We start from the raw sequence: 21,070 nt of genomic DNA, 5'->3' as shown, positions 1-21,070 counted from the left end.
GCGAAAACGAGTGTGAGCATCGCGGTCGCTAACTGACTGGCATCATACATCGTAGTACGAGCTTCTCTCAATTTCGGTTCGCATAGGGAACGCGGACCGACCACGGCCAGTTCCTGCTGGGTTCAAATAAATTGCCTGTTTTTCCCAAACTTGAGATCCACCATCCGAACGTCTCAGTAGTTGATCTCCATCCGCAGACCGCGCGGATCGATCTCATTCTCGCCGACGCGCTGCGTGCTGTCCCGCGCCGCAATCGCACATGCGCAGGCATCGGTGAGATCGTCGCGACCGATGCCGGTGCCGTGGCGCTGCGTCAGCCATTCCGGCAAGCGCGTGAAGCCGCGCTGCGCCAGCAGTACGATACGCTGCCCGCGACCTTCCGCCGAGGTCTTCTTCGCCAGTCGGACTCCGCTGGCGAGATTCCGGAAGATCAATTCCGGATGTGCTTCGCCGATTGTCGCCTGGCGCTCCGGCGTCATGATCTCGTCCACCTCCCTGATCTTGTCCCTGATATTCCAGAGTTGCGCCGAGACGCCCCTGCCCTTGCCTTCGTGCTTCCAGTAATGGCGATTGGCGGCCGCCATGTCGGGAAACGTCCAGAGGTCGCGGCGAGCCCCGAGGAATACGGCGGGGCCCACCAATTCGCGCGCCCGCAGGTCGCACGCGCGATAGCCGCTCGGCTGCAACCCGATCGGCATGTCGATCATCGCGCGCGCATGCGGCATCGCGAGCAGGCGCGTCAGCCCTGGCGAATAGTCGAACCCATGATCGCCGCGCTCATCGATCCACGCGGCAACCCAGCCGAAACGAAATCCGTCGAGACCGAGATAGGTTTTCACATGCCCGGTCCCGCCCCCTGCCAGCGCTTGTTCACCCTGCACCCTCACCCCGATGTCGATCAAACAGCCGCTGCGCCAGCAGCGCATGGCCGAGCGTGCCGCCGGCGCGCACCGCCGCTGCAATCAGTGCGGCTTCTGCCACCTCCTCGCGCGTCGCGCCGGCTTTCGCCGCCTGCGCCGTATGAACGTCGAGGCAATAGGCACATTGCGTGGTGAGCGCGACCGCGAGCGAGATCAGCTCGCGATATTTTGCTGGGATCAGCCCGTCCTTGCGCTCGACCGCGCGGTTGAACGCCAGGAATGCGTTGGCTTCGACCGGCGCGAGCGCGACGAAGGCCGGGACCGATTTCAGATCGTCCGGGTTTTGGTAATCGGCCATGACTCACCTCGTCAGATATTCGCGCATCAGGGCGCGGGCGCGATGCAGACGCGCTTTCACGGTCTGTCGCGTCGCGCCGAGCGCGTCGGCGATTTCGTCGATGGTCATCTCCTTGACGTCGCGCATCAGCGCGACATCGCGGTAATGTGCCGGCAGCGCTTCGAAGGCTGCGGCGACGTCGAGCCGCAGATCGGCCTCTGGCCGCAACAGCAGCACGGCCTCCGCCTCGCTCTCATCGACCGACGGGGCGAGGCCCGCCTTGCGCGCGAGCCGCAGGCATTCACGACGGACCACGCTGAACAGCCAGGACGAAAATGCCAATAGCGAGCGGATCGTGCCGACATGCCGGAACAGGATCCACAGCGCCTCTTGCGCCGCATCCTCGGCATCCGCCGAACTGCGGCACGTCGCGCGAGCGTAGCGGCGGATATCGGGCTGCGCCGTCTCGAGCAGGCGGGCTATGGCCTGGGGATCGCCGAGCCGCGCGGCCTCAAACAGGTTTGGGGAGATTGCGGCCGCGCTCACGACACATCTCCCCTGCCGATGCCGGCCATCGCGCACATCGGACAATAGCCGACGAGGCCGGTCAGCGCGAAACCTGCACCGCCGAACGCGACCAGCCATGCCGGCGCACCGGTCAGATAGACGAACGCCGCAATCGCCACGGCGATCCCTGACGCAACCCGCACCGCCTGGTGCCAGCCGCCGATGTTCTTCCTGTAAAATGCCATCGCATCCTCCGAGATGGGCCGAGGCGGAATGCCTCGACCACCAAGAGGGCGCGACGGCGGAAAAGGATTCGCCAGGACGCGCAATTTCTTCGCGCTCAGCCTCCGACCGCCTGGTAGGCCAGGCGCTTGAACTCGAAGAAGAACGGATTCCAGAAGCCCAGATGGCGCTGGGCCATCAGGACACCCGCCGTATTGGCCTCGGGGCAGATCCACCAATGGGTGCCGGCCAGGCCGCCCCACTGGAATTCGCCGGTGGAATTCGGGGGATCGAACTGCGTCGGCGCGAAGGTGACGGCGCCGCCTAGGCCAAAGCCCTTGCCCGGCATCGGGCCGAGATTGGCGAAGCGGATGGTCTGGCCCGCCGGCAATTGGTTCGTCATCATCTGCCGCAGCGTCTCCGGCTTCAGCAGCGCGTCCGGGCCAGGCAGCAGCGCACGCACCAGAGCAAGCATGTCCGGCAAGGTCGACACCAGCCCACCGCCGCCCGACAGTCGCGGGAACGGCCGCCGATAGGCCTGCGGAAAAGGCAGATTGTCCGCGCGGGTGAGGCCAGGCTTCATCGGATCGAGCACGTCGGCGCCGGTGTAATGCGCGACCAGCCTGCCCTGCTGCGCTTCAGGCACGGAGAAGCCGGTATCGGTCATGCCGAGCGGATCGAAGATCCGCACCTTGAAGAAGGCGTCGAGCGGCTTGCCCGAGACGACCTCCACCACGCGGCCGAGCACGTCGGTCGCCACCGAATATTCCCAGGACGTGCCGGGATGATAGGACAGCGGCAGATCGGCGAGCTTGTCGATCATGTCGGTCAGCGGCGTCAACGGATTGAGCACGCGCGCGTCGTTGTAGCCTTTGAACAGCACCGTGCCGGGATCGAAGATGCCGTAGCTGAGGCCCGATGTATGGGTCAGAAGCTGCCGGATTGTGATCGGGCTTTTCGCTGGCTCGACATCAGCAAGGCTCGAAGCGCCCTGCTTCAGCACCTGGCGATTGCCGAGTTGCGGCAGGAATTTCTCGATGGGGTCATCGAGCCCGATAAGGCCTTCCTCGACCAGCAGCATGATCGCAGACGTGACGAATATCTTGGTGTTGGAGAAGGCACGAAAGATATGGTCCGGCCGGAGCGCCGTCTTGGCCTCGCGGTCGGCGAAACCGACGCATTGCTGATCGACCACCTCCCGCCCGCGCAGCACGGCCCAGGACACGCCAGGAATGATCTCCTGATCGACGTAGCGTTGCATCGCTGTCCGCACGGCGGAAAAATCTGGCGTTCTAACGTCCATAAACAGGCCCCTCTCCCAATTGGTTGCCACGGATATAGCAACGAATCGGCGGCGTGAAAGCCCGTTCGTGCGAGCCTCGATCCGCACAGGCACCTGCCGCTTTTTTGTTTCGCTGCATGTTCGCACCCGTGCGAGCAACACAACGAAAACGCCAGCAATCCCCGCGGCAAGACCTCGTTAAGCGCGCGACCTTTAGCCTCACACTCATGTTCAGCGTATCTTCACCCTCACCAGGAGTGACCGGCAATGACCTCGATCTCTGCAACGACCACCAATTCCTACTCCCCGCTCGACCGCCTCAAGAGCGAGCTCACCAAGGAAGTCTCGGCGGGCACCATCTCTTCGAGTGACGAATCCGCGCTCTCGTCGGCGCTCGACGACATCGATTCCTCACTCAAGAGCGGCGCATCGAGCGCGACCTCCTCGTCGCCGCCCTCGGCCGACGAGATGCAATCCAAGGTCGACGGCCTCATCCAGAACGAGGTGTCGAGCGGCAAGCTGACCAGCGACCAGGCAAGCGAGCTGAAGAATGTGTTCGCCAACACCTTCTCCGGCAGCGCCGGCGGACCGCCGCCCCCGCCCGATGGCAGTGACAGCTCCAGCACGAGCAGCACGGACTCGACCTCTTCGTCGGATTCCTCCTCCAGCTCGTCTTCGGCCACCACCGCAGAGCTGATGAAGGAGCTGATCGCGCTGCTCCAGAACGCGACCAGCCAGTCGACCTCCTATGGCTCCAGCGGCAACTCGGCGGCCTCCAACGCGTCGAGCGCGCTGCTGGTCGATTACACGACTTGAGCCCAGCGGCCCGGCGCGCACCGCCGGGCCGTCATTCCTGCTTCATGAACGCCGTCACGTGAAGGCGACGGCGGATGCGCATGCCCTGACGCTGATAGAGCGCGATGGCGGACGTGTTGTTCGAAAACACGTGCAGGAACGGAATTTCACCGCGCGCCTCGATCCGGCGCGCGACGGCTGCGAGCAGCGCCTGCGCGTAGCCGCGCCCGCGATAGTCGGGATGGACGCAGACGGCCGTCATCTCGACGAACTTGCCCGGCTTCATGCGCTCGCCGGTCATCGCGACCAATTCGCCGCCGGCGCGGATGCCGAGGAACGTGCCGAGCTCGTGCGTCCGCGCAGCGAACGGCCCGGGCTTGGTCAGCGCCGTGAGCGCCATCATCGCGGGAACGTCGGCCGGACCGAGCGTGACGATCTCGGCATCGCGCAATGGGCTGTCGGCGGGCGAGCCGATCATCTGATCGCCGCTCTCGGCGAGCACAACCTTGAATCCAGCCGGGACATCAACCGGGTCCGGCGTGAACAGCGCGACAACCTGCGAGGGCGACATGAGATCGCCGAGCGCGGCAAAGCTTGCCGCCGACATGTCGATCATGTCCGCGAACGGCGTCATGTCCACGGGATAGCGCAGCGCGCGCGGGCCGCCTTCCGCCAGATGCTTATGGCTCGTCGTCAGCGCGCTCCAGATCGGACGGTCCAGCAGAGCCTCATCGTCGGACATCGACTCATTCCTTGTCGAAGCTGACGATGACAGCGGCATTGGCGATGAGGATGGGGTCATTGGCCACTTCCGTGGCCGAGGGAATCTCCAGCCCGCCCTTGACCGCGGTGACGGTCACGGTGCCGTAAGGAAGCTCCTTGGCGACCGCCTCCTTGTCCACCGCCTCGGGATAGGGCACGCCAATCGTGACATCGACGAACATGTCATTCGCGGTCTTGTTGATCATCCGGAAGAAACCGAGGCTCGAATGGCGGATGGCATCCGACACCGCGCGCTTCGCCGCCTTGGTGGCATCCCTGCCGTGGACGTCGACGCCCATCCCCATCTCGGTAACACAACGAACGCGAGTCATGCTCATTCCTGTCGCTGCTGGAGTTCAGAGGGACTGACCTTCCGCGATCCGTGCCTCCGGCACAAGCGCCTTTTCGCGCAGGAAATATGCGTTGCGGTCCTCCTCCTGCGCGTTCACGACCGCGCGAATTCGCAGCAAATCCTTGCGAGCGACCAGGCCGACCACGCGATGGCTGGCGCGATCGACCACCGGCAGCCGGCCGAGATCGGAGGCAACCATGAGGTCCGCAACCCGCCCCAGAACATCGTCGGGATGCGCCACCACGCTGGAGCTGTCCGACACGACGTCATCGAGCGTTGCGGCCTGATGATCGCCCTCGGTGCGCCAGCGCAGCACGTCGGCGCGCGTCACCATGCCGGTCAGACGTCCATCGGCCGCGACGACCGGATAGGATTTATGACGACGCTGGTCCGAGGTGAAGAAAGTCACCGCCGCGTCGATGGACATGTCGGCCGGCAGCGTGTCGACATCCGTGACCATGACATCAGCCGTACGCATCAGTTCGAACGGGTCGATCGCATATTCACGGGTGATGTGCTGGCCGCGGCGCGCGATCTTTTCGGTCAGGATCGAGCGCTTGAGCAACAGCACGGTGACGGCATGCGCCGCGCCAGTCGCCGCCAGCAATGGCAGAAGCATGTCGATATTGCCGGTGAGCTCGATCGCGAACATCACGCCGGTCAGCGGTGAGCGCATCGTGCCGCCCATCATGGCGGCCATGCCGACCAGCGCCCAGAACGATGCGCCACCGGGCAGCACCAGCCCCTCCATCCAGCCGGCGGTGCCGCCGAGGATGAGCAGCGGCGCCAGCACGCCGCCCGACGTGCCCGAGCTCAGCGCGACCACCCAGATCACGGACTTCACCAGCAAGAGCCGGATCGCCTCGTCGCGCACCATGTGGCCGGAGAGGAGATCCGCAATGACGTCATAGCCGACGCCGAGCGCGCTGGGATCGATCAGCCCGCCGAGGCCGACGACGAGGCCGCCCAGCATCGGCCACCACATCCAATGCATCGGCAGATGATCGAACAGGTCTTCGATGGCGTAGAGCAGCCGCGTCATCAATCCGGATTGCAGGCCGGCGACGATGCCGACGCCGATCGCCGCCGCGAGGCCCCACCAGGGCAAATCCGGCCGGTCCGCGAATGGAAACAGCGGACCGGTCCCGAACAGCAGTGGCCGCCACGCCGCCGAAATCACCGCTCCCGTCACGACGGGGAGGAAGCTGCGCGGCTTCCATTCGAACAGCAGCAGCTCGACCGCGAGCAGCACCGCCGCAATCGGCGTGCCGAAGATCGCCGTCATGCCGGCGGCAGCGCCCGCGACCAGCAGCGTCTTGCGTTCGGCCGCGGTGAGATGGAAGCACTGGGCGAAGATCGATCCGATCGCGCCGCCCGTCATGATGATTGGCCCCTCGGCGCCGAACGGACCTCCGCTGCCGATCGACACCGCCGAGGACAGCGGCTTCAGGATCGCGACCTTCGGCTGCATCCGGCTGCCGCCGATCAGGATCGCCTCGATCGCCTCGGGGATGCCGTGGCCCCGGATCTTCTCCGACCCGAACCGCGCCATCAGACCGATCACGAGACCGCCAAGCGCCGGCGCCAGCACCATCCAGATCCCCCGATGGGCATTCGCCAGCGAGACGTTCTCAGTGCTGACATGACCGAACCAGACCAGATTGGTCACCAGCGCGATCAGCTTCAACAGCACCCAGGCGGCCCCGGCGCCGAGGCTGCCGACCAGCAGCGCCATGCCGATCAGGACCAACACGCGGCGATCGGCGGTAAAATCTCCGGGCTTGCCGCGAGGACGCGGGAGGCCGCCGGTCATGTCGGGGGTCTGGCGCATGGATATCTCTGGTCGGGAGGATTCTTCGCGCCTGCAATATATCGTAGAACGATATATATCAAGGAATGGCAGGTATGACCCTCCCGGCAATTTTCGAGAATTTTCTCCTATTTCTGCCGCGCGCGCAGCTCGTCGACCAGCACCCGCACGTTCTCGGAATAGTCGATCGGGATCGAGACCAGGTGCACGCCGCCCTCCTTGAAAGCGGCATCGAGCGTCGGGCCAAAGCTGTCGATGTTATCGATACGGTGACCCTTGGCGCCATAGGCTTTGGCATAGAGTGCAAAGTCGGGATTGCCGAAGGTCATGCCATAATCGGCAAAGTGATCGACGGCCTGCTTCCAGCGGATCATGCCGTAAGCGTTGTCCTCCAGCACCAGCACGACGAGATTGAGCTTGAGGCGAACGGCAGTCTCCAGCTCCTGGCTGTTCATCATGAAGCCGCCGTCGCCGGCGACCGCGAGCACACGGCGATCGGGATAGAGCATCGCGGCCATCATCGCCGACGGCAAGCCGGCACCCATCGTCGCCAGCGCATTGTCGAGCAGCAGCGTGTTGGCGACGCGGGTGCGGTAATTGCGAGCGAACCAGATCTTGTACATGCCGTTGTCGAGCGCGACGATGCCGTTCTCCGGAATGACCTGACGGATGTCGTGCACGATGCGCTGCGGCGTCGGCGGCCAGCGTGTCTCGGTGGCGCGGTCGGCGATGTGGTTGAGGATTTCTTCGCGCAGCGGCAACAACGTCGCGGCCTGCGGCAGCTTGCCTTCGAGCCGGTCGGCCAGAAGCTCGAGGCTCGGGCCGACGTCGCCGATCACCTCGGCGTCGGGGAAATACACTAGTTCGACACTCGCCGAGGTGTAGCTGACGTGAATGACCTTCGGCCCCGACGGGCCCATGATGAAGGGCGGCTTCTCGATCGGATCATGGCCGATCGCCACGATCAGATCGGCGGCGTCGATGGCATCGTGTACATAGTCGCGCTCGGATAGCGCCGCGGTGCCCATGTAGAGATTGGTGCCGCCCGGCACGGTGCCCTTGCCCATCTGCGTGGTGAAGAACGGAATGCCGGTCCGCCGCACGAAACTTGCGATGCCGTGGGTCGAGCGCGGGCGGCTGGTCGCGGCCCCCATCATCACCAGCGGACGCTTTGCGGCCAGGATCATCACGGCGGCGCGATCGAGCGCGGCGCGATGTGCGACGGGAATCTCGATCGGATGGATCGGGATCACGGGAACGGCGACCACCTCGTCGCCCGCGATGTCTTCGGGCAATTCGAGATGCACCGGACCAGGCCGCTCCTCCATCGCCACGCGGAAGGCGTCGCGCACCACGGTCGGAATCGAGGAGGCGCTGACGATCTGCCGCGACAGTTTCGTCAGCGGCTTCATGGTCGCGACCACGTCCACGATCTGGAAGCGGGCCTGCCGGCTGCTCATGATCGGCTTCTGGCCGGTGATGAGGATCATCGGCATCGCGCCGAGATGAGCGTACGCCGCGCCGGTCGACAGATTGAGTGCGCCCGGACCGAGCGTGGAGAGACAGACGCCCGGCTTGCCGGTGAGCCGGCCATGGGTCGCCGCCATGAAGGCGGCGGCCTGCTCGTGGCGGGTCAGAACCAGCTCGATCTTGGAGGTGCGCAGCGATTCGACGAGGTCTAGATTTTCCTCGCCGGGCACGCCGAAGATGCGGTCGACGCCTTCGTTCTCCAGCGCCGCAACGAACAGGTCCGATCCTTTGACTTTGCGTTCCTGCTCGCTCATGTCGCCTCTCCAGTGACGATGTCCGCTCCCGCACACAGCAGGAACCCGGCGCGCATCGTAACCGCGTGGCGTTCAGGCACAACTCACAATGCAGCTGGCCTGCCAGGGCGCACGACTATTCTTCGTATCCATCGTTCAACGATGGCACGCCGACGGAAGGCGTTGTGGGCGGAGGACCTCACCTCACCTTCAACGACAGCTCCGTGCCGCCCTTGAGCGGCAGCGTCATCGAGACGAAGCCTCTGTTGGGATCGCGGATGAAAGCGAGATAGTCGGGCTCGGCATTGTCGTTCATGACGTAGCCGCCGACGAGCAGTTGCGGCGCGACGATCTCGATCACCTCGCGCGCCAGCGAGGGACCGCCCTCGCCCGGCCAGCCGTCGATCAGCACGAAGTCGACGGGGCCACCGAGGTCGCGCAACGTCTTGCGTGCATCGCCTTCGCGGATCTCGGCATAGTCGGCCAGGCCGGCCTCAGCGAGATTGCGCCTGGCGGCTTCGACCTTGGCGGGCACGATCTCCGAGCCGATCACGGTGCCACCGCCATTATCGCGGACGGCAGCCGCGAAATAGAGCGTCGACATGCCGACCGAGGTCGCGAACTCCGCGACGCGGGTGGCGCGCAAGCCGCGGCACAGCAGGTAGATCAACTCACCCTGCTCGGGATGGATCGAAAAGCCCCGTTCGGCATAGGCGTGAGGATCGCGGCTGTTGAACGAGCTGCGCGGACCGGCGCCGGACGGCCGCGACCGCGCGCCCTGCAGGCGCGCGATCACGGCGTTGACGCGCGGATCTTGAATCGGACTGTGCGGCCGATCGGACATGCGGGCCCCCTTCACTTGCCGAGGATTTCCGCAGCCGCGCGCTCCAGGATCCCGGCGATGCGACGTGCTTCGGCGGAATCGCTGCCATGCTTGCTGCGCAGCGCGCGCTTGAGATTGTGTCGAGCGCGGTGCAGCTCGTCGGAGGCATCGGCATCGAGATCGCTGACACCGGCAAAGGCCTCGCGCACCTCGTCCATGCGGCGTCCGATCCGAGACAGCGCCTGCAGGATCGCATCGGCCGTCCCGCGCTGCTCGGCGAGATGTGCCTCGCCCTGCGGCGTGATGCTATAGAGCTTGCGGCCGCCGTCCTGCGCGACGCTCGTGTGGCCGACCTCTTCGAGATAGGTCAGCGCCGGATAGATCACTCCGGGGCTCGGCGTATAAAATCCCTCCGAACGCTCCTCGATGATCTTGATCAGCTCGTAGCCATGCGCCGGCTTCTCGGCGAGCAGAGCCAGGATCACGAGCTGGAGGTCCTGCGAGGCGAGGCGCCGGGCGCCCGGAAAGTCGTCGCCGCCGCGCCCGAAAAAGCCATGCCCGCCGCGGCCGAAGCGATGCCGCCCGCCGTGCCGGCCCATGCCAAAATGGGCGAAGTGGCCAAAATGGAAGTCTCTGTGCTCTCGGTGCTTGCTAAACATATCTTACGTCTCCTTCTTAAAACCTATCTTACGATATAATTTGCGATAATTAGGATTCAACTCACGGATCCGTGATCGCCTGCCGACCGAGCCCCACTACCGCGCCGCCGTGCTACTCGGCGGCTTCGCTTGTGGGCACGCCCCGCTCGACCTCGAGCTGAAGGATGTCGTTGAAGCGGTTGAACGCACCGCACAGCGCGATGCGCCAAGTCAGCTCGACGATCTGTGCTTCCGAGAAATGGACGCGCAGACGGGCAAAGATCTCGTCCCGCGTCCTGTTCCAGTTGTTGGTGACGGCGATCGCATATTCGACGACGAGCTTGTCGAGCTCATCGAGCTCCGGATGATCCTTGAAGTCGACAAGGCGCGCAGTGCCCTCCTCCGACACGCCCTGCACCGCAAGCTTTGGCGCGTGGTGGGAAACGCAATAGTCGCATTTGTTGAGCAAGGACACCGTGACCAGCGCCAGCTCGAGATGCCGCTTCGAGATCATGCCTTCGCTGGCGAGATCGACCAGCAAAGACCACATGTGCTTGAAGATCGGCGCGCGATGCGCCATCACACCGGCCTGGTTCTCGAACGCACCATAGGTCGTCATCTTGTCCCACAGAGGTCGCAGTGCTTCCGGCAGATCGCCCCTGGTCTTGATCGAAACGCGCGACATGGCATGTCATCCCTTGTTGGACGACGCATGCTGCCATAGGGGCCGGCCCGTCCGCTACCTTGCGATCGCAAACGCATGACACCTAGAACGTTCGAAACACGCTGCTTGCGCCTGCCCGCCGCCACCAAGGTGGTGCAATGGGAAGGCACCTCTGTGTTCAAGGTCGGCGGCAAGATGTTCGCGCTGAGCGGCGGTTATACGGCTGATACCGGCGGCTACATGTTCAAGGTCTCGAACCTGGCCTATTCCATGCTGATCGAACACGGGCTGGCGCGGCCCGCGCCTTATCTTGCGCGGGCCAAATGGGTGCAGCTCGTCAGCAACAACGCGTTGCCGGACGCGGAGCTGACGGCCTATCTCGCCCAGGCGCATGCGTTGATCGTGGCAAAACTCACGCGCAAGGCTCGCAAGCAGCTTGGGCTTGCGTCGCCGGAAACCGGGCTCGAATGACGATCTCCGCGTGCAGCCGGTCGGCGGCGCGCGGCGACATTGAGCTTTCATCCTGCCCCGATATACTGACCATCCTGGATTCGAATTGGGAAGCCGGCGTGGCGATTGATCTGAAGGCGGTCGAGCAACTCGCTACCGATCAATCCTCTCTCAAGGCGGCTGCCGGCCTTGCCAAGCCGGCCAAATGGTCGGGCGTCGGCAGCAGCCCGGACGGCGCACTGATCTGGGGCGAATGCGCGGGCTCCGGCGCCAATCCCTATCGCGTGATGGCCGACCTCCGCGACCTCGGCAACAAGTGCACCTGTCCGTCGCGCAAATTCCCCTGCAAGCACGTGCTCGGCCTGTTGTGGCTCAATGCAGAAGCCATCGTGCCGTTCGCGCCCGCCGACACGCCAGCCTGGGTCAGCGACTGGCTGGGGCGCCGGCGCGGCACGTCCGCCGCGAAGCCGGCAAGCACCGCCGCTCCGGCCGGTGAGAAGGATGTGCGCGCCGCACGGGCCGTCGAGCCCGAGGTCGTCGAGGATCCGAAGGATGCAGCGCGACGCGAGGCGCAGTCGGCTAAACGAAACGAAGAGACCGAGCGCGCCATCCTCGATGCGCTGGATGCGCTGGAGCAATGGATTGGCGATCAGCTCCGCATGGGATTATCGGGCTTCATCGACGATGCCACAGCGCGATGCCGGCGCATCGCGGCACGTCTGGTCGACGGCAAGGCCGCGGTGCTGGCCGGACGGATCGACGAACTGCCGTCCCGTCTGCTCGCGCTGGCCGCGGGCGATCGGCCTAGCGGCGCGGTCGTCGAACTCGGCAAGCTGGTGCTGCTTGCGCGCGCCTTCCGCGCCACGCCGCGCGATGCCGAGATCCGCCGCGTCGTCGCGACGACCGAGACACGCGAGACAGTGCTGGCCGATCCGCAGGCGTTGCGCGTGAACGCGCAATGGGAGGTGCTCGCCGAGCAGGTGCAGACGCGGCGCGACGGCCTGGTATCGCAAACCACGTGGCTGCTCAATCTCGCTGCAAGCGGTCCGCGCTTCGCGATGCTGCTCGACTTTTTTCCCGCAAGCGCCGGACGGCGCGGTTCGGTGTTTGCGCCCGGCGAGCGCTTTCAGGGCGAGCTCGTCTTTTATCCGTCGCAACAGCCACTCCGCGCCCTGCTCGTCCGGCGTGACGCCGCCGAGGCGATGCTTAACTCCGAATGGCCCGCGCCTGATATGGCGCTGGGCGAAGCGTTGACACGCCCTCTGCTCGCAGAACCCTGGATCGTCGAGATTCCCCTGCTGCTGCCTCGGGGGCGGATCGCACGAGACGATTCAGGGGGCACATGGTGGCGAGCAGCCGACGGCACGGCCACGCTGCCGGTCGCAGGCAACGCGGAGGGCTTGCTGGCCGGCACGGAGCTGATGCGCACCGCCGCGATCTGGTCGGGCAACAGGCTCGCGATCCTTGCCGCACAGTCCCCTTGGGGACGGATCGGCGGCCATGACTGAAACCGCCGATGCCGAAGCGATCTTCGAGGCGATGGGCGCAGTCGTGACGCGCTGGACCATGGGCTCGACCGCCGCCCCTGTCGCGTCCTTCTGGCGCACCGAGCTCGGCGACGATCCCGTCGAGGCCGAGTTGCGACTACTCGCGCTGTCGGGCCAGTTCCTCGGCGCGATCGTGACGGCCGAACCGCCGCCTGTGCTGCGCGTGCTACCCGACATTCCAACACTCGGACTGCCGACCGTGCACGAGGCATTGCGACCGTTGGTGCGGCGGATCCTTGCGACGAGCAAGGACGGAGCTTCCAGAACCGAGTTCATCCACTTCCTCGTCGCGCGCGGCTGGACGACACATCCCGCCGACTGGATACCGGACGCAAGCGACGAGGACGCGCCCGATATCTATGCCGCGTGGCGCGACTGGAGCGCATCCGCCGCATCCGGCGAGACGACGCGACGACAGGCCGGCGACCAGCTCACAGCAGAAAACTGGGAGGACTTTTGGCCGGCCGCACGCAAGGCCGCGTTGATCATGCTGAGGCAGCGCGATCCGTCAGCGGCGCGCGCGCTGCTCGAAGCAAAGCTCGGCAGCGAGAGCGCCGATGCGCGGCTGCGCCTGTTGTCCCTGCTGTCGGAGCGATTGTCCGGTGACGACGTTGCCTTTCTCGAAGGTCTGGCGGCGAACGATCGCGCACCGAAGGTGAAAGCGCTCGCAACATCCATGCTGGCGCGCCTCGGCCATGGTCCCGCCGCAGGAGAAGATATCGCGGAGCTCGCCGGCTACTTCTCGGTCAAGACGAAGGGGCTGCTGCGTCGCTCCCGCGTGGTCCAGATCGAGTCTCCGAAGACACCGGCGCAGTGGCAGCGCCGAAAAGCCCTGCTCGACGGCACCGATCTGATGTCGTTCTCGGGCGCGCTCGGCCTCGGCCCGCAGGATTTGATCGATGCCTGGGACTGGAACGTGGACCCCGCGGCCGACACCGGGCTGATCAAATTGATTGTGGAGACCGGCACCGACGCCCAGCTTGCGCAGGCAGCCGGGATCGTCAGCGAGCACGACGCGACCGGTCTCATCGTGGCGCTCGCACCGCGCCTTACACCCGCCGACCGAGCCAGGTTTGCGTCGGCTCGTCTGCGCGCACACGGCATCGGCTTCGACATGGCGCGGGTGATCGCCGGCGCGGCTGCGCGCCTGGACGATCTGCTGTCGGCACCCGCTGGCGCCAAGCTACTGGCCGAGCTTCGGCGCGACGACGCGAAGCCGTCGGACCATGTTGCAGAATTTCAGGCTCTGGGCCTGCTCGCCTCGCGCACGGCGGCGCAGCAGACCTTGCAGCGCCTGACGGCTGCGGGCCTGCTGCAAGGCGACCCGCGCCTCGACATGCTGCGGCTCAACGCCGCGTTGGACGATAATGGAGAGAAACCATGAGCGAGAAACTGCGGTTGCCCGCCGAGGACAGCTTTGCGGCCGAGCTGAAGGCACTCGCGGCAGGCGACGGCCATCGCCCGCCCGGCTGGGCCCTCTCGCCGCGTCAGGTCGTGACCTATCTGATGGGCGGCAAGGCAGTCGATGGCACGGTGGTCACGCCGAAATATGTCGGCGACAAACGACTGATCGAGACAGCGGTCGCGACGCTTGCGACCGATCGCGCGCTGCTGCTGCTCGGCGTGCCCGGCACGGCGAAATCGTGGGTCTCCGAGCATCTTGCCGCCGGCATCACCGGCGACTCCACGCTCGTGATCCAGTGCACGGCCGGGACCGACGAGAACCAGATCCGCTACGGCTGGAACTATGCCCAGCTGCTCGCCCACGGACCGAGCCGTGACGCGCTGGTCGCAACACCGCTGATGCGCGCGATGGAGGGCGGCAAGCTCTGCCGCTTCGAGGAGCTGACGCGCATGGGCAGCGACGTGCAGGATACCCTGATCACCGTGCTGTCCGAGAAGATGATGCCGATCCCGGAGCTCAACACCGCGGTCTATGCGCAGCGCGGCTTCAACATCATCGCGACCGCCAACAATCGCGACAAAGGTGTCAACGAACTATCCTCCGCGCTCAAGCGCCGCTTCAACGTCGTCGTCCTGCCACTGCCCGACAGCGCCGAGGAGGAAGTGTCGATCGTCGTCAAGCGTGTCAGCGAAATGGCGCAGAACCTCGATCTTCCAGCACCAAAGAACGTGGCCGACGAAGTGGCGCGGGTGGTCGCGATCTTCCGCGAGCTCCGCTCGGGCTCGACCGAGGACGGCAAGGTCGCGCTAAAATCTCCCTCCGGCGGTCTCTCGACCGCCGAAGCGATCGCAGTGATGGTCGGCGGCATCAGCCAGGCGACCTTCTTCAACGACGGCAAGCTGACCCCGGAAACGCTCGCCAGCAACATGATCGGCGCAGTGGTGAAGGACCCCGTGCAGGACACGGCCGTGCTCGGCGAATATCTCGAGACCGTGCTGAAGAAGAAGCGCGGCTTCGAAGGCTACTATGCTTCGCTGACCGATCTGATCTGACATCATGGCCGGCGACATCCATCTGTTCGGTATCCGGCATCATGGGCCGGGATCGGCGCGGCGGCTGGTGGAAGCGCTCGATGCGCTGAAGCCGATCATGGTGTTGATCGAAGGGCCGTCGGATGCCTCCGAGCTGCTGCCCATGCTCGCCGACCCCGAGATGGTGACGCCGGTGGCGCTGCTCACCTATGCCGAAGACAATCCGGCCAATGCGAGCTTCTTTCCCTTTGCCGAGTATTCGCCGGAATGTCAGGCCACGCGCTGGGCGGTGCGCCAGGGCGCAGCATTACGATTCATCGACTTGCCGGCATCCGACCGGCTGGGCGTCGCTGCGAGCGAGATCGCGGAAGAGATCGCGACGAAGGCCGACGACGATCCCATCAGCTACGATCCGATCGGGGCGCTCGCGACCGCCGCCGGTTATGACGACGGCGAATCCTGGTGGTCCGACGTCATCGAGGAAAATCCCGCATCGGGGCCGGTTTTCACTGCCGTTGCCGATGCGATGACGGCACTGCGCGCCGAGGCAAAGCTGCTCACCGCCCGCGAGGCTGCGCGCGAAGCCCATATGCGGATCGAGATCGCCAAGTCAGCGAAGGAGTGCGATGGTGCGATCGCCGTGGTCTGCGGCGCCTGGCATGTGCCGGCGCTCGCGGAGCGTCGCAGCCTTGCGGCCGACCGCGAATTGCTCAAGGGCCGGCCGAAGGCAAAGATCAAGGCCACATGGGCGCCGTGGACTGCCCCGCGCCTGGCACGCGCGAGCGGCTATGGCGCAGGCGTCGTCGCGCCCGGCTGGTGCGCGCATCTCTGGGAGACGCGCGAGGGCGATCGCGCCGCGCTTTGGCTCGCCAAGGTGACGCGTGTGCTGCGCGAGCGTGGTCATTTCGTCTCGACCGCCTCGGTAATCGAGGCGCAACGTCTCGGCGTGGCGCTCGCGGCACTGCGCGAGCGGCCCTCGCCCGGCTTCGAGGAGTTGCGCGAAGCGGCGATCGCCTGCCTCTGCAACGGCGAGCGCGCGATGTGGAACGATGTCGCCGCCGAGTTGCTGGTCGGTGCGGGCGTCGGATCGATTCCGTCGGCGACGCCGCTGGCGCCGCTGCTGGAAGACCTTCAGCGCCAGCAGAAGGCGACGCGGCTGAAGCCGGAAGCGCTCGAACGGCCGCTGACGCTCGATTTGCGCAGCGAGAGCGGGTTGATGCGTTCGACGCTGCTGCACCGGCTCAACGCGCTCGACGTGCCCTGGGGACGCCTGACGGATGCGGGCCGCAGCCGTGGAACGTTCCGCGAGAACTGGCAATTGCGCTGGGAGCCGGAATTCGCGGTGCGGCTGGTCGAGAACCTGCTCTATGGCTCGACCATCATGGAAGCTGCCGCCAGCCGCCTGATCGAGGCAATGGGCAAGGAGACCGAGCTCGGCGCGCTGGCGGGCCTCGTGCGCGACGCCATGATCGCCGATCTGCCGCGCGCCACCGAATCCGGCATCGCTGCGCTCGAGACCAAGGCGGCTCTCACCAGCGACGGTCAAGCTCTGCTCGACGCGATACCGCCGATGGCCGACATCCTGCGCTATGGCGAGGCGCGCGCCGGCACCGTTGAGCATCTGGCGGCCTTGATGCCCCGGATCGTCGTGCAGGCCGCACTCGCTTTGCCCTACGCCGCGCGCAATCTGGATGTGCCGGCGGCCGCCAAGCTGCGCGGTGCGATCCTCGCCGGTGATTCCGCGATCCAGCTTGCCCAGCTCGAAACCGAAATCGTCGCCAAATGGCGCGAGGCGCTGACGGCCCTGCTGCACGACGATCAGACCACAAGGCTGATCGCCGGCACCGCAGCGCGGCTGCTCTACGAGGCCGAGTTGTTGGCCGTCGATCAGACGTCCAACCTGTTGGCGCGGATGCTGTCGCCGGGCACGCCGGTTGCCGCGGCAGCGGGTTTCTTCGAGGGCTTCTTTGAGGGTGCGGGCCAGCGCCTGATTCACGATGCGGCATTGCGCGGCGCCGTGGATGGCTGGCTACTGTCACTCGACGATGAGGCCTTTACCGCCAGCCTGCCGCTGTTCCGCCGTGTCTTCTCGGCCTTGGACCGGAACGAGCGCAGGCGGCTGATGAACGCGTTGTTTGCGCGGAACGCCGGTGGCGCGAAGGGATATCGGCTCATCCCGGATGCCGCCGCCATCTGGCCGCAGCACGAGGCGCGCGTGATCGCGCTGCTCAATGCCGGAGTCCCCCGATGAGCGAGACCGACGAGCGCAATCGCCGCTGGACGCTGGCCCTCGGCGTTGACGCAGATGAGGAAGGCGCCACCGCACTGTCCGACAGCGACCGCCGCATGTCCGAGGCCTTGACGGCACTATACGGCAATGGCGACGACGCGCCGAAGAAGGGGCGCGGCGGTCTCGGCGGCTCGGCACCGCGTGTCGCGAAGTGGCTTGGCGACATCAGGGAGTTCTTCCCTGCCCCCGTGGTTCAGGTGATCCAGAAAGACGCCTTCGAGCGCAAGGGGTTGCGCCAGATGCTGCTCGAGCCCGAATTCCTCGCAACCGTCGAAGCCGACGTAAACCTGATCGCCGATCTGGTCGCACTGCGCGGCGTGATGCCGGAGAAGACCAAGGATACCGCGCGGATCGTGATCGCCAAGGTGGTGGCCGAGCTGATGGAGCGGCTCGAGCGGCGCACAACGGACGCAGTCCGCGGCGCGCTGAACCGCTCGCTGCGGACCAACCGCCCGCGCTTTGCCGACATCGACTGGCCGCGCACCATCAAGGCCAATCTGCGCCACTATCAGCCGGAGCATCGCACCGTGGTGCCGGAACGGTTGATCGGCTTCCTGCGCCAGCAGCGTCGCATCGTCGATCTCGAGGAAGTCATTCTGTGCGTCGACCAGTCTGGATCGATGGCGACGTCCGTCGTCTACGCCTCGATCTTTGCGGCGGTGATGGCCTCGCTTCCTGTTGTCGCGACCAAGCTCGTCTGTTTCGACACCGCGATCGTGGACCTGACCGAGGAGCTCGCCGATCCCGTCGAGGTGCTGTTCGGCGTCCAGCTCGGCGGTGGCACCGACATCAACAGCGCCGTCGCCTATTGCGAGGACCGCATCGAGCGGCCCTCAAAGGCGCATCTGATCCTGATCACCGATCTCTATGAAGGCGGCAATGCGGATGCGCTGGTCGACCGGCTGGCCCGACTGGTAACGCGCGGGATCAATGTGATCGTGCTTCTGGCCCTGACCGACACCGGCCGCCCCTCCTACGACACCGAGCTATCGGCAAGGGTTGCGAGCCTCGGCATCCCCGTCTTTGCCTGCACCCCGGACCAGTTTCCCGATCTGATGGCAACCGCGCTGAAGCGCGAGGACGTCGCCGATTGGGCCGCCGACCAGGATATCAAGCTGATCCGGCCCGAAGCCTGAATGCCTTGAATCCGACGAGAGCTTCGCCTCGCCGAAGATGCGGCCGATCCAGTCGAGGAAGACGCGTCAGCTGGCGGTTTTGGAGGCGATTGACGACGACCTTATATCTGACTAAAGTCAGACAATGCTCGATCCGGTCTCCCGCGTCCGCCGTTTCAACCGTGCCGTGACCTCCGCCGTCGGCGCACTCGATACCTCCTTCCTCGGGCGCGGCCGGCCGCTTGGGGCGGCGCGCGTGCTCAATGCAATCGGACACGGACGCTCCGACGTAGGCGAGATCCGCGACTATCTGGGCCTCGATTCCGGTCTGATGAGCCGGCTGTTGCGCAGCCTGGAGGACGAAGGCCTGATCGAGACGCAAGCTCATGAAGATGATGCGCGGCGCCGCGTTGCGAGCCTGACACGCACGGGCAAGCGCGAATTCGCCGCCTATGAAGCGCTATCGAACACGCAAGCCGAAAGCTTCCTCGCCCGCAACTCGCAAGCCGAGGCGCTGCTCGCGGCGATGGACCTGATCGCCTCCGCGCTGACGCGCGAGCGGATCGCGCTCGGCGACATGGACCCGCGCAGCGACGAGGCGCGCTATTGCCTCGGTGATTATTACGCCGAGCTCGGCCGCCGCTTCAAACAGGGTTTTGACGTCTCGCTGTCACGCGACCCTGACGCCAAGGACATGCGCCGCCCGCGCGGCAGCTTCATCGTGGCGATGTCGGACACGCTGCCGATCGGCTGCGTCGGGTTGAAAGGAACCGACCACGGCTATGCCGAGATCAAGCGGCTGTGGGTCGCGCCGTCCGCCCGCGGATTGGGGCTCGGCAAGCGCCTGATGGACGCCGCCGAGGATGCCGCGCGCATGCTCGGCATTGCGCTCTTGCGGCTCGACACCAACAGCGCGCTGCCGGAGGCCGGCCGGCTCTATCGCACCACCGGCTGGCGCGAGATTCCCCGCTTCAACGACGACCCCTACCCGGATCTGTTCTTCGAGAAGCAGATCCGGGCGTAGACCTCGTCATGCCGCCACCGGCGCCGGCGCAGGCTCGGTTTGCGGCTTCGGGAACGGGCGGAACGTCATCGCCATGAGGAACGCACCGACACCCATCGCCCAGGAGCCGATATAGAGCCAGGCGTAGCTGGAGAACGCGTCGTAGATCAGGCCGCCGGCGAGCGGACCGGTCGCCATGCCGAGGCTGCCGGCCATCGCCGTGCCGCCGATCACGGTGCCCATCATCTTGAGCGGAAAGTTTTCGCGGATGATCACGGCATAGAGCGGCATAGTGCCGGCATAGATGAAGCCGAACACCGTCGCGACCATGTAGAAGGTCGTGAGCTGATGGGCGAAGACATAGGCGAGCGCACCGAAGGCTTGCGCGAGCAGCCCCGAGACCAGCACGCGCTTGGCGCCCAGGCGATCGCCCATCAGGCCGAAGGCGATGCGGCCGCCGAGGCCGGCCAGTCCCTCGACGCTGTAGATCGTCACTGCGGAGATCAGCGGGATGCCGCAGCTCACGGCATAGCTGACGGTATGGATGATCGGGCCGGAATGGGTGGCGCAGCAGAAGAAATTGGTGGCGAGCAGGATCAAAAACTGCGGTGAGCGCAATGCTTCGCCCACCGTCATCTCGGATTGCGGACCGCTCGGACCCGCGGCCGCGACCGGCGAATGCGCCAGCGCCGGCGGGCGGCGGACCAGGAGCGCGACCGGGATCATGATGACGGCGACCACCAGCGCCACGATCTGCATCGCGGTGCGCCAGTCATGGTTGGAAACCAGCCAGGCCGCGAACGGCGCCATCGTCATCGGCGCCACGCCCATGCCGGCCGACACCAGCGACACCGCAAGGCCCCGATGAGTGTCGAACCACCCGGTGACGGTCGCCATCATCGGCGCGAAGATCGCGGCGCAGGACGCGCCAACCAGCAGGCCAAACACGACCTGGAACACGATCAGCGAGGTCGCGTGGCTCGCCGCGAACAGGCTGAGCGCCAGCACGGTCGATCCCGTCAGCACCACCGGCAGCGGCCCGAACCTATCCGTCAGCGTACCCCAGGCCATGCTGGTGAAGGCCATCGCCAGGAAGCCGATCGTCATCGCGCTGGAGATCCCGGTCACCGACCAGCCGGTGTCCTTGGCGATCGGTTGCAGGAACACCGGCAGCGAAAACATGCCGCCGATCGCAACGCAGCCGAGCAAGCCGCCGGCGGCGACGATCACCCAGCGATAAGAGGAAGAAGTCATCCTTGTCTCCCGTCAGGTCTGTCTCAAGTGGAAGACGAATGGGAACAGGACTGGCCGACAAGTGTCCGGTCATTTTTGTCACATGCTTTCCGTCTGCCAACAAGAAAAGTCGGAAAACAACCCCATGCACAGTAGCCGGGCGCAGCCGGATCAATGACTT

At 65.7% G+C, this 21,070-nt stretch carries 21 protein-coding genes; 8 read left to right on the top strand and 13 right to left on the bottom strand.

Going from position 1 to position 21,070, the window contains the following annotated elements; translation table 11 throughout:
* Positions 1-173 precede the first annotated feature (173 nt).
* The 5 genes from JQ587_RS31805 to JQ587_RS31785 form a co-directional block, all read right to left on the bottom strand.
* Positions 174-839 carry a DUF429 domain-containing protein gene (locus JQ587_RS31805; RefSeq protein ID WP_212427968.1) on the bottom strand — a complete coding sequence of 222 codons (666 nt, stop codon included), beginning with the start codon at positions 837-839 and terminating at the stop codon, positions 174-176.
* Positions 840-870: 31 nt separating this feature from the next.
* Positions 871-1,218, bottom strand: coding sequence for a carboxymuconolactone decarboxylase family protein (locus JQ587_RS31800; RefSeq protein ID WP_212427967.1), 348 nt, complete (start codon positions 1,216-1,218; stop codon positions 871-873).
* Between the two features lie 3 nt (positions 1,219-1,221).
* Positions 1,222-1,743 (bottom strand): RNA polymerase sigma factor, encoded by a 522-nt coding sequence (locus JQ587_RS31795; RefSeq protein WP_212427966.1) that lies wholly within the window; start codon positions 1,741-1,743, stop codon positions 1,222-1,224.
* Positions 1,740-1,949, bottom strand: coding sequence for a YgaP family membrane protein (locus JQ587_RS31790; protein ID WP_212299325.1), 210 nt, complete (start codon positions 1,947-1,949; stop codon positions 1,740-1,742). The genes JQ587_RS31795 and JQ587_RS31790 overlap by 4 nt, the downstream gene beginning before the upstream one ends.
* Positions 1,950-2,044: 95 nt before the next feature.
* Complete coding sequence (locus tag JQ587_RS31785; protein WP_212427965.1) at positions 2,045-3,229, bottom strand: serine hydrolase domain-containing protein; 1,185 nt, start codon at positions 3,227-3,229, stop codon at positions 2,045-2,047.
* Between the two features lie 246 nt (positions 3,230-3,475).
* Between JQ587_RS31785 and JQ587_RS31780 the strand changes: the two genes are divergently transcribed.
* Positions 3,476-4,024: a hypothetical protein gene (locus JQ587_RS31780; RefSeq protein WP_212427964.1), complete on the top strand. Its 549-nt coding sequence runs from the start codon at positions 3,476-3,478 to the stop codon at positions 4,022-4,024.
* Between the two features lie 31 nt (positions 4,025-4,055).
* Here JQ587_RS31780 and JQ587_RS31775 read toward each other — a convergent pair whose 3' ends face one another.
* The 7 genes from JQ587_RS31775 to JQ587_RS31745 form a co-directional block, all read right to left on the bottom strand.
* The gene (locus tag JQ587_RS31775; RefSeq protein ID WP_212427963.1) at positions 4,056-4,745 is read right to left on the bottom strand and encodes a GNAT family N-acetyltransferase; all 690 of its coding nucleotides are present in this window, start codon (positions 4,743-4,745) and stop codon (positions 4,056-4,058) included.
* A 4-nt stretch (positions 4,746-4,749) separates the two neighbouring features.
* The gene (locus JQ587_RS31770; RefSeq protein ID WP_212427962.1) at positions 4,750-5,097 is read right to left on the bottom strand and encodes a Lin0512 family protein; all 348 of its coding nucleotides are present in this window, start codon (positions 5,095-5,097) and stop codon (positions 4,750-4,752) included.
* 24 nt (positions 5,098-5,121) lie between these two features.
* Positions 5,122-6,948 (bottom strand): chloride channel protein, encoded by a 1,827-nt coding sequence (locus JQ587_RS31765; RefSeq protein ID WP_212427961.1) that lies wholly within the window; start codon positions 6,946-6,948, stop codon positions 5,122-5,124.
* 107 nt (positions 6,949-7,055) lie between these two features.
* Complete coding sequence (locus JQ587_RS31760) at positions 7,056-8,711, bottom strand: acetolactate synthase large subunit (protein WP_212427960.1); 1,656 nt, start codon at positions 8,709-8,711, stop codon at positions 7,056-7,058.
* Between the two features lie 178 nt (positions 8,712-8,889).
* Positions 8,890-9,534, bottom strand: a complete 645-nt coding sequence (locus JQ587_RS31755) for an O-methyltransferase (RefSeq protein WP_212427959.1) — start codon at positions 9,532-9,534, stop codon at positions 8,890-8,892.
* An 11-nt stretch (positions 9,535-9,545) separates the two neighbouring features.
* Positions 9,546-10,172 (bottom strand): PadR family transcriptional regulator, encoded by a 627-nt coding sequence (locus tag JQ587_RS31750; RefSeq protein ID WP_212299317.1) that lies wholly within the window; start codon positions 10,170-10,172, stop codon positions 9,546-9,548.
* A 112-nt stretch (positions 10,173-10,284) separates the two neighbouring features.
* Positions 10,285-10,836: a carboxymuconolactone decarboxylase family protein gene (locus JQ587_RS31745; RefSeq protein ID WP_212299316.1), complete on the bottom strand. Its 552-nt coding sequence runs from the start codon at positions 10,834-10,836 to the stop codon at positions 10,285-10,287.
* A gap of 75 nt (positions 10,837-10,911) precedes the next feature.
* Between JQ587_RS31745 and JQ587_RS31740 the strand changes: the two genes are divergently transcribed.
* The 7 genes from JQ587_RS31740 to JQ587_RS31710 all read left to right on the top strand — a co-directional run bounded on the left by JQ587_RS31740 (position 10,912) and on the right by JQ587_RS31710 (position 19,677).
* Positions 10,912-11,286, top strand: coding sequence for an MmcQ/YjbR family DNA-binding protein (locus JQ587_RS31740; RefSeq protein ID WP_212299315.1), 375 nt, complete (start codon positions 10,912-10,914; stop codon positions 11,284-11,286).
* Between the two features lie 98 nt (positions 11,287-11,384).
* Positions 11,385-12,773, top strand: a complete 1,389-nt coding sequence (locus JQ587_RS31735) for an SWIM zinc finger family protein (protein ID WP_212427958.1) — start codon at positions 11,385-11,387, stop codon at positions 12,771-12,773.
* Positions 12,766-14,196 (top strand): DUF5691 domain-containing protein, encoded by a 1,431-nt coding sequence (locus JQ587_RS31730; RefSeq protein ID WP_212427957.1) that lies wholly within the window; start codon positions 12,766-12,768, stop codon positions 14,194-14,196. The genes JQ587_RS31735 and JQ587_RS31730 overlap by 8 nt, the downstream gene beginning before the upstream one ends.
* Complete coding sequence (locus JQ587_RS31725; RefSeq protein WP_212427956.1) at positions 14,193-15,269, top strand: ATP-binding protein; 1,077 nt, start codon at positions 14,193-14,195, stop codon at positions 15,267-15,269. Before JQ587_RS31730 ends, JQ587_RS31725 begins: the two co-directional genes overlap by 4 nt.
* A gap of 4 nt (positions 15,270-15,273) precedes the next feature.
* Positions 15,274-17,499, top strand: coding sequence for a DUF5682 family protein (locus JQ587_RS31720; protein ID WP_212427955.1), 2,226 nt, complete (start codon positions 15,274-15,276; stop codon positions 17,497-17,499).
* Positions 17,496-18,674: a VWA domain-containing protein gene (locus JQ587_RS31715; protein ID WP_212427954.1), complete on the top strand. Its 1,179-nt coding sequence runs from the start codon at positions 17,496-17,498 to the stop codon at positions 18,672-18,674. The genes JQ587_RS31720 and JQ587_RS31715 overlap by 4 nt, the downstream gene beginning before the upstream one ends.
* 124 nt (positions 18,675-18,798) lie before the next feature.
* Entirely contained in the window at positions 18,799-19,677 is an 879-nt protein-coding gene (locus JQ587_RS31710; RefSeq protein ID WP_212427953.1) for a bifunctional helix-turn-helix transcriptional regulator/GNAT family N-acetyltransferase, read from the top strand.
* Positions 19,678-19,683: 6 nt separating this feature from the next.
* Here the strand turns inward: JQ587_RS31710 and JQ587_RS31705 are convergent, their stop codons facing one another.
* Complete coding sequence (locus tag JQ587_RS31705) at positions 19,684-20,910, bottom strand: MFS transporter (protein ID WP_212427952.1); 1,227 nt, start codon at positions 20,908-20,910, stop codon at positions 19,684-19,686.
* Positions 20,911-21,070 lie beyond the last annotated feature (160 nt).

This window comes from Bradyrhizobium manausense, assembly GCF_018130615.1.
GTDB lineage: Bacteria > Pseudomonadota > Alphaproteobacteria > Rhizobiales > Xanthobacteraceae > Bradyrhizobium > Bradyrhizobium manausense_A.
This window is presented reverse-complemented; position numbering and strand designations above follow the sequence as displayed.

Coding starts and splice junctions, on each gene's coding strand:
- JQ587_RS31800 (WP_212427967.1), bottom strand. CDS start 1,218: ATGGCCGATTACCAAAACCCGGACGATCTGAAATCGGTCCCGGCCTTC.
- JQ587_RS31790 (WP_212299325.1), bottom strand. CDS start 1,949: ATGGCATTTTACAGGAAGAACATCGGCGGCTGGCACCAGGCGGTGCGG.
- JQ587_RS31785 (WP_212427965.1), bottom strand. CDS start 3,229: ATGGACGTTAGAACGCCAGATTTTTCCGCCGTGCGGACAGCGATGCAA.
- JQ587_RS31780 (WP_212427964.1), top strand. CDS start 3,476: ATGACCTCGATCTCTGCAACGACCACCAATTCCTACTCCCCGCTCGAC.
- JQ587_RS31775 (WP_212427963.1), bottom strand. CDS start 4,745: ATGTCCGACGATGAGGCTCTGCTGGACCGTCCGATCTGGAGCGCGCTG.
- JQ587_RS31770 (WP_212427962.1), bottom strand. CDS start 5,097: ATGACTCGCGTTCGTTGTGTTACCGAGATGGGGATGGGCGTCGACGTC.
- JQ587_RS31765 (WP_212427961.1), bottom strand. CDS start 6,948: ATGCGCCAGACCCCCGACATGACCGGCGGCCTCCCGCGTCCTCGCGGC.
- JQ587_RS31760 (WP_212427960.1), bottom strand. CDS start 8,711: ATGAGCGAGCAGGAACGCAAAGTCAAAGGATCGGACCTGTTCGTTGCG.
- JQ587_RS31755 (WP_212427959.1), bottom strand. CDS start 9,534: ATGTCCGATCGGCCGCACAGTCCGATTCAAGATCCGCGCGTCAACGCC.
- JQ587_RS31750 (WP_212299317.1), bottom strand. CDS start 10,172: ATGTTTAGCAAGCACCGAGAGCACAGAGACTTCCATTTTGGCCACTTC.
- JQ587_RS31745 (WP_212299316.1), bottom strand. CDS start 10,836: ATGTCGCGCGTTTCGATCAAGACCAGGGGCGATCTGCCGGAAGCACTG.
- JQ587_RS31740 (WP_212299315.1), top strand. CDS start 10,912: ATGACACCTAGAACGTTCGAAACACGCTGCTTGCGCCTGCCCGCCGCC.
- JQ587_RS31730 (WP_212427957.1), top strand. CDS start 12,766: ATGACTGAAACCGCCGATGCCGAAGCGATCTTCGAGGCGATGGGCGCA.
- JQ587_RS31725 (WP_212427956.1), top strand. CDS start 14,193: ATGAGCGAGAAACTGCGGTTGCCCGCCGAGGACAGCTTTGCGGCCGAG.
- JQ587_RS31720 (WP_212427955.1), top strand. CDS start 15,274: ATGGCCGGCGACATCCATCTGTTCGGTATCCGGCATCATGGGCCGGGA.
- JQ587_RS31715 (WP_212427954.1), top strand. CDS start 17,496: ATGAGCGAGACCGACGAGCGCAATCGCCGCTGGACGCTGGCCCTCGGC.
- JQ587_RS31710 (WP_212427953.1), top strand. CDS start 18,799: ATGCTCGATCCGGTCTCCCGCGTCCGCCGTTTCAACCGTGCCGTGACC.
- JQ587_RS31705 (WP_212427952.1), bottom strand. CDS start 20,910: ATGACTTCTTCCTCTTATCGCTGGGTGATCGTCGCCGCCGGCGGCTTG.